Origin of the sequence: Hyalangium sp., from assembly GCF_045802625.1 — a bacterium.
Taxonomy (GTDB): Bacteria; Myxococcota; Myxococcia; order Myxococcales; family Myxococcaceae; genus Hyalangium.
Genome location: NZ_JBJMQP010000045.1, coordinates 1 through 5,236, shown reverse-complemented (window position 1 = coordinate 5,236; position 5,236 = coordinate 1). Strand labels below are relative to the sequence as shown.

Annotated in this window: 5 protein-coding genes; all 5 read left to right on the top strand. The window is 70.2% G+C overall.

The window, feature by feature from the left end; translation table 11 throughout:
* Positions 1 to 656: DUF3396 domain-containing protein (locus ACJ8AT_RS08630; protein ID WP_407737164.1), on the top strand; the 656-nt coding region annotated here is incomplete at its 5' end.
* An 89-nt stretch (positions 657 to 745) separates the two neighbouring features.
* On the top strand, positions 746 to 1,921 hold the full coding sequence (locus ACJ8AT_RS08625) for a tRNA-uridine aminocarboxypropyltransferase (protein WP_407737163.1): 1,176 nt from the start codon (positions 746 to 748) through the stop codon (positions 1,919 to 1,921).
* Between the two features lie 56 nt (positions 1,922 to 1,977).
* Positions 1,978 to 3,051, top strand: coding sequence for a cytochrome-c peroxidase (locus ACJ8AT_RS08620; RefSeq protein WP_407737162.1), 1,074 nt, complete (start codon positions 1,978 to 1,980; stop codon positions 3,049 to 3,051).
* A gap of 41 nt (positions 3,052 to 3,092) precedes the next feature.
* Positions 3,093 to 3,494: a hypothetical protein gene (locus tag ACJ8AT_RS08615; RefSeq protein WP_407737161.1), complete on the top strand. Its 402-nt coding sequence runs from the start codon at positions 3,093 to 3,095 to the stop codon at positions 3,492 to 3,494.
* A gap of 275 nt (positions 3,495 to 3,769) precedes the next feature.
* A partial coding sequence (locus ACJ8AT_RS08610) for a thrombospondin type 3 repeat-containing protein (protein WP_407737160.1) occupies positions 3,770 to 5,236 on the top strand: 1,467 nt, incomplete at its 3' end.

Genomic DNA, 5,236 nt, shown 5'->3' with positions numbered 1-5,236 from the left:
CCATGATTCAGTTGGCCGACAAGTCCTCCGAGAATCGGTACCGCTTCGAGTACTGGGGCAAGAATCTGGAATCTCGGCATGGGTGGGACAAGGCACACGCGGTGTGCGCGGCGATGTTCTGGCTTCCCACCGAGTTCCTGGAAGAGCATGGCCCAGGCAGAGTGCGTGAACTGGCCATGGAACTGGCCGCGCCCCTCCCGCTGTGCTCCGGGCATGGCGGGCTGACTTTCAACGCCGAGTACCATCTGGTGGGTGTGCGGCGGGAGGTGGCGCGCTACTGGTCTCGCTATCCGGGGATCGACGTCTACGACTCGCCCTGTGGCTACTCGTGGGACGTAGGAACTCGCGTGAGAGCTCCGCACTGGCTCACGTTCCTGGGGCAACCGGCGCTGGGACAACTGGGAGGAGCCGAGGGGCTGCGCTCACGGCTCCACAGCCCCGGCACCACCGTCCAGGAGATGGAGGGGGACAAGGTCCTCATCACCCTGGGGGCATGGCCCGAGGCCGGAGACACGGAACGCGGTGACACGCTCCCGGCCTACCGAGAGCTGGCGCGGGTGCTGGAGCCCTGTCTCTTCCACGAGCCCGACAACAGGAGGCTGCTCGGCCAGTCCACGGAAGAGACCCGACGCTGGGATCGGCGCTTCCTGGATTGAGCGCCCTGCGAGCCTCCCCAGCCCGGGAGCCCAACCGCCTTCCCGCATGCCTGCTTGCCGACCCAGGCAGGCTGCCGTAAAGCGGGGGCGTGCGTCCCGTCTGTCTGCGCTGCCGCCGCCCCGAGACTACGTGCTACTGCGCGCGCCTGCCGCGCCTGGAGACTCGTACGCGCGTGGTCTTCCTCCAGCACCCCCGCGAGCGGCGTGTGGCCATCGGCACCGCCCGCATGGCCCACCTCTCGTTGCCCAACTCCGAGCTGCACATCGGCGTGGACTTCACCGGCCATGCCCGGCTGGAGGCGCTCGCCGCGACTCCGGGACGGGTGGCCGTGCTCTTTCCCGGCCAGGACGCCATGCCGCTGGCCGAGGCCGCCACGCACCCTCCCCAGACGCTCATCGTCGTGGATGGAACCTGGCCGCTGGCGAAGAAGGTCGTGAAGAGCAATCCGCTCCTGGCGAGTCTCCCGCGCATCGGCTTCACCCCCCGCCGCCCGAGCAACTACCGCATCCGCGCCGAGCCGGCGGATCACTGCGTCTCCACCATCGAAGCCGTGGTGGAGGTGCTCGGAGCGCTGGAGGGCGGAGACCCCACGCGCTTCGATGCCATGCTGAACCCCTTCGAGTTCATGGTGGACACGCAGATCGAGAGCCGGGCCCACCGCGAGGATCCTCCGCGCCGCCGCATCTACAAGTCGCCCTGGCGCCCACCGCTGGAGCTGCGCTCGCTGGCCGAGGACTTCTCCCGGCTCGTGCTCCTCTATGCCGAGGCCAACGCCCACCCGACCGAAGAGGGTATCCCGCCCGAGCTGGTACACCTGGTCGCGTGCCGCCCCTCCACCGGCGAGCGCTTCGAGGCCCTCCTGGCTCCTCGCCAGCCCCTGGCGCGCAGCACGCCGCTGCACACGGAGCTGCCGGAGGAGGCCCTCCGCGCGGGTGAGGAGCGGGACTCGGCGATGGCCCGCTTCGAGGCCTTCCTGCGACCCGACGACGTGCTCGCGGTGTGGACCACGTATGCCCTGGATCTGCTGTGGCGTGACGGAGTCACCCGGCGGCCCGCGGCGAACATCCGTCTGGCGGCGGCCCGAGCCCTGAAGGGAAAGGCGGGAGGCGTGGAGCAGGCCGTGCCGCTCCTGGGCGCTCAGCTCCCCGCGCTCTGGGCGCCAGGCCGCGCGGGCCGACGCATCCAGGCACTGGAGGCCGTGGTCCGCGAGCTGATCCGCCGCGGAGAGGCCGAGCACCCGCCCAGCTTCAAGCTGGGAGCCTGAGCCGTCCTGAAAACTGCTAGGGTGCGGGCGGTTCGAATGACACGGGAGATGCGTGCATGAAGGAGCCAACCCGGCGCCAGCTCCCCTTCGGGCGTGCCGTGTTGGTGGGGCTGGGCGCGCTCGCGCTGCGAGCGGCGGCATCCACGCCCGAGCCAGTCTCTCCCACGCCCGAGCCCCTGGACTCCCAGGCGCTGGTGGCGCCCTTCCTGGCGCGGCCTGCCACCCCGAAGCAGAAGGACTCCCAGGCCCGGATCGCGCTGGGGAAGCTGCTCTTCTTCGATGCGCGGCTCTCCAAGAACCACGACATCTCCTGCAACACCTGCCACGACCTGGCCACCTACGGCGTGGATCACCAGCCCGTCTCCACGGGCCATCGAGGGCAGAAGGGCAAGCGCAACTCGCCCACCGTCTACAACGTGGCGGGCTACATCGCGCAGTTCTGGGACGGCCGCGCCTCGACCCTGGAGATCCAAGCCGAGTCCCCCCTGTTCGACGGCGACGAGATGGCCATGCCGGACGATCAGCACGTCGTGGCGACGCTCACCTCCATGCCGGAGTACGTGCAGCGCTTCCAGGAGGCCTTCCCCGGTGAGAAGCAGCCGGTGACGCTGGCCCACGTGACGCAGGCCCTGGCCGCGTTCGAGCGCCAGCTCACCACGCGCTCGCGCTTCGATCGGTTCCTCGCGGGCGAGCACGCCGCGCTCACCGAGCAGGAGCGCCGAGGGCTGGCACTCTTCGTCACCACCGGCTGCGCGACGTGCCATGACGGGCCGACGCTGGGGGGCACCTCCTTCCGGAAGCTGGGGGCCTCCACGGCCTACCCGGAGGCGCGGGATCAGGGCCGGTACGAGGCCACGCGAGACGAGGCGGACCGGATGCAGTTCCGCGTCCCCACGCTGCTCAACGTGGAGAAGACGGCGCCCTACCTCCATGACGGCTCCGTGGAGGAGCTGCCCTCGGTGGTGCGGCTGATGGCGAAGTACCAGCTCGGGCAGAGCCTGACGGACGCGCAGGTGGAGGAGCTGGTGGCGTTCCTGCACAGCCTCACCGGCGAGCTGCCGCGGCGCACCATCTCTCCGCCCGAGCTCCCCAAGGGCACGCCCCGGACGCCCCGGCCGGATCCCACGTGAAGGGCCGTGCGTGGCGCGGCTGCCGGTAGTAAGAGCGGGGCATGAACTTCCTGTTCCAGGCCCACTCCGGGCTCCGCTATCTGGTGCTGCTCGCGGGCCTCGTGGCCCTGGCGTACTTCGCGTCCGGGCTGGCGATGAAGCGCCCCGTCGACAAGGGCGTGCGTGTGCTCGGCTCCATCTTCACGGGGCTGCTCGATCTGCAGGCGCTCCTGGGCCTCATCCTGGTGGCCATGGGGCGCTTCTATCCGCAGCTCATCGGCCACATCGTGATGATGGTGCTCGCGGTGTCGGTGACCCACGCGCTGCTGGTGATCAACCGCAAGCGCCCCAGCCCTGGCTACGTGCTGCCGCTGATCGCCGTCCTGGTGGCCCTGGCGCTCATCGCCGGCGGCATCATGGCCATTGGCCGCGGCGTGCTCAGCCACACCGCCTTCATGGGCTGAGCGGGCGCGCCTGGAGCCCTGCGCACATCGGCGCAGGACGCAGCACCCCGCCAGCCAGGGATTTGGGGCCTGATCCGATGGATCCGCCCAGACCCTGTGACGCACCCAGTCAATACCGGCGGTGGGAGTCAGTCCCCAAATTGTCGGAGACTCGACGACTCGTGGCAAGCTGGAGGGTGGCGCGTATCACATCCAGTCGCGTCAGAGAGTCCTGGGCGCGGATCCGTCCGTGCCCAGCCCCCCCCTCTCTGAGCCCATCGTAGGAAGAAGACGACATGCTCGATGCCACACCGCTCGCCCGCCCACCGGTTGCCGCCCGCCGCGCGAGCCGTTCGCGATCCCCGCTCGCGCTGGCGCGTCCGCTGGCGCTCGTCTCGCTGCTGATCAGCGCCACCGTGCTCGCGCAGCCTCAGGGCCTGCCCCAGCTCGAGCTGGAGCGCCTGACGCTCAACCCGAGCGGCGGCGGCTCCCTGGTGCTGGGTACGGGCGAGGTGCTCACGCGCGGCGGCTACCGCTTCTCCCTCACGGGCCACTACCAGCATGATCCGCTCGCGTTGTTCCGCAATGGCGAGAAGGTGGGCTCGCTGGTGAAGGGCCGGGTGACGGGCCACCTGGCGGCGGCGTACGGCGTCTTCAACTGGTTGGAGCTCTCGGCGCAGGTGCCCCTGCTGCTGACGCAGAGCGGGGATGATCTGACGCAGTTCGGCTTGGACAAGCCCTCCACGGGAGCGGGGCTCGGCACGCCGTACGTGGGAGCGCGGCTGGGCCTGCTGTCCCAGGAGGATGAGAAGCCCGTGGATCTGGCCGTGGGAGCGCAGGTGGGCCTCCCGGTGGGTAGCGCCGCCTCGCTCGCGAAGGATGCTTCCCCGCGCATCATCCCCAGCGTGATGGTGGGCCGCCGGTTCGGCGCGCTGCGCGCGGGCCTGGACGCGGGCGTGTCGGTGCGCTCGACCCGCGTGCTCGTGCAGGATCAGAACATCCAGGACGAGACCGGCTCCGAGTTCCGCCTGGGCGGCGTGCTGGCCACCACCGGCGAGGGGATCCGCGGCGAGCTGAACCTCCTCGGCTCCGTGCCCTTCTCGCGCCAGGGTGGCACGGTCGAGGCGCTGGCCGGCGGGCGGCTGCCGCTGAGCACCACGATGGAGGTCTACGGGTTGGCGGGCGTGGCGTTCGGCAACGCGCCTGGCACTCCGACGTTCCGCGCGCTGCTCGGGCTGGCCTACGGGCACACGCCGCCCCGTTGCGTGGCGGGGGGCAAGCACACCGCCGAGGAGTGCCCCGAGCTGGATGATGACAACGACGGCGTGAAGAACGCCGACGACACGTGCCAGGGCCAGAGCGGCCGGGTGGATGCGCACGGCTGCCCGGTGAAGGACTCGGATGGCGACGGGGTCTTTGATCCGGACGACAAGTGCCCGACGGTACCGGGCGTGGCGCAGTTCCAGGGCTGCCCGGACACGGACAAGGATGGCATCGAGGACGCGGTGGACGCCTGCCCGGCCGAGCCCGGCATCGCCGAGCTGAAGGGCTGCCCGGCGAAGGACACGGACGGCGACACGGTGCCGGATCACCGCGACAACTGCCCGACGGAGCCGGGCCCGGTGGACAACCAGGGCTGCCCGGTGAAGGAGAAGCAGATCGTCGAGATCCAGAAGGATCGGCTCGAGATCAAGGACAAGGTCTACTTCGATACCGCCAAGGCGACGATCCAGAAGCGCAGCTTCAAGCTGCTGGATCAGGTG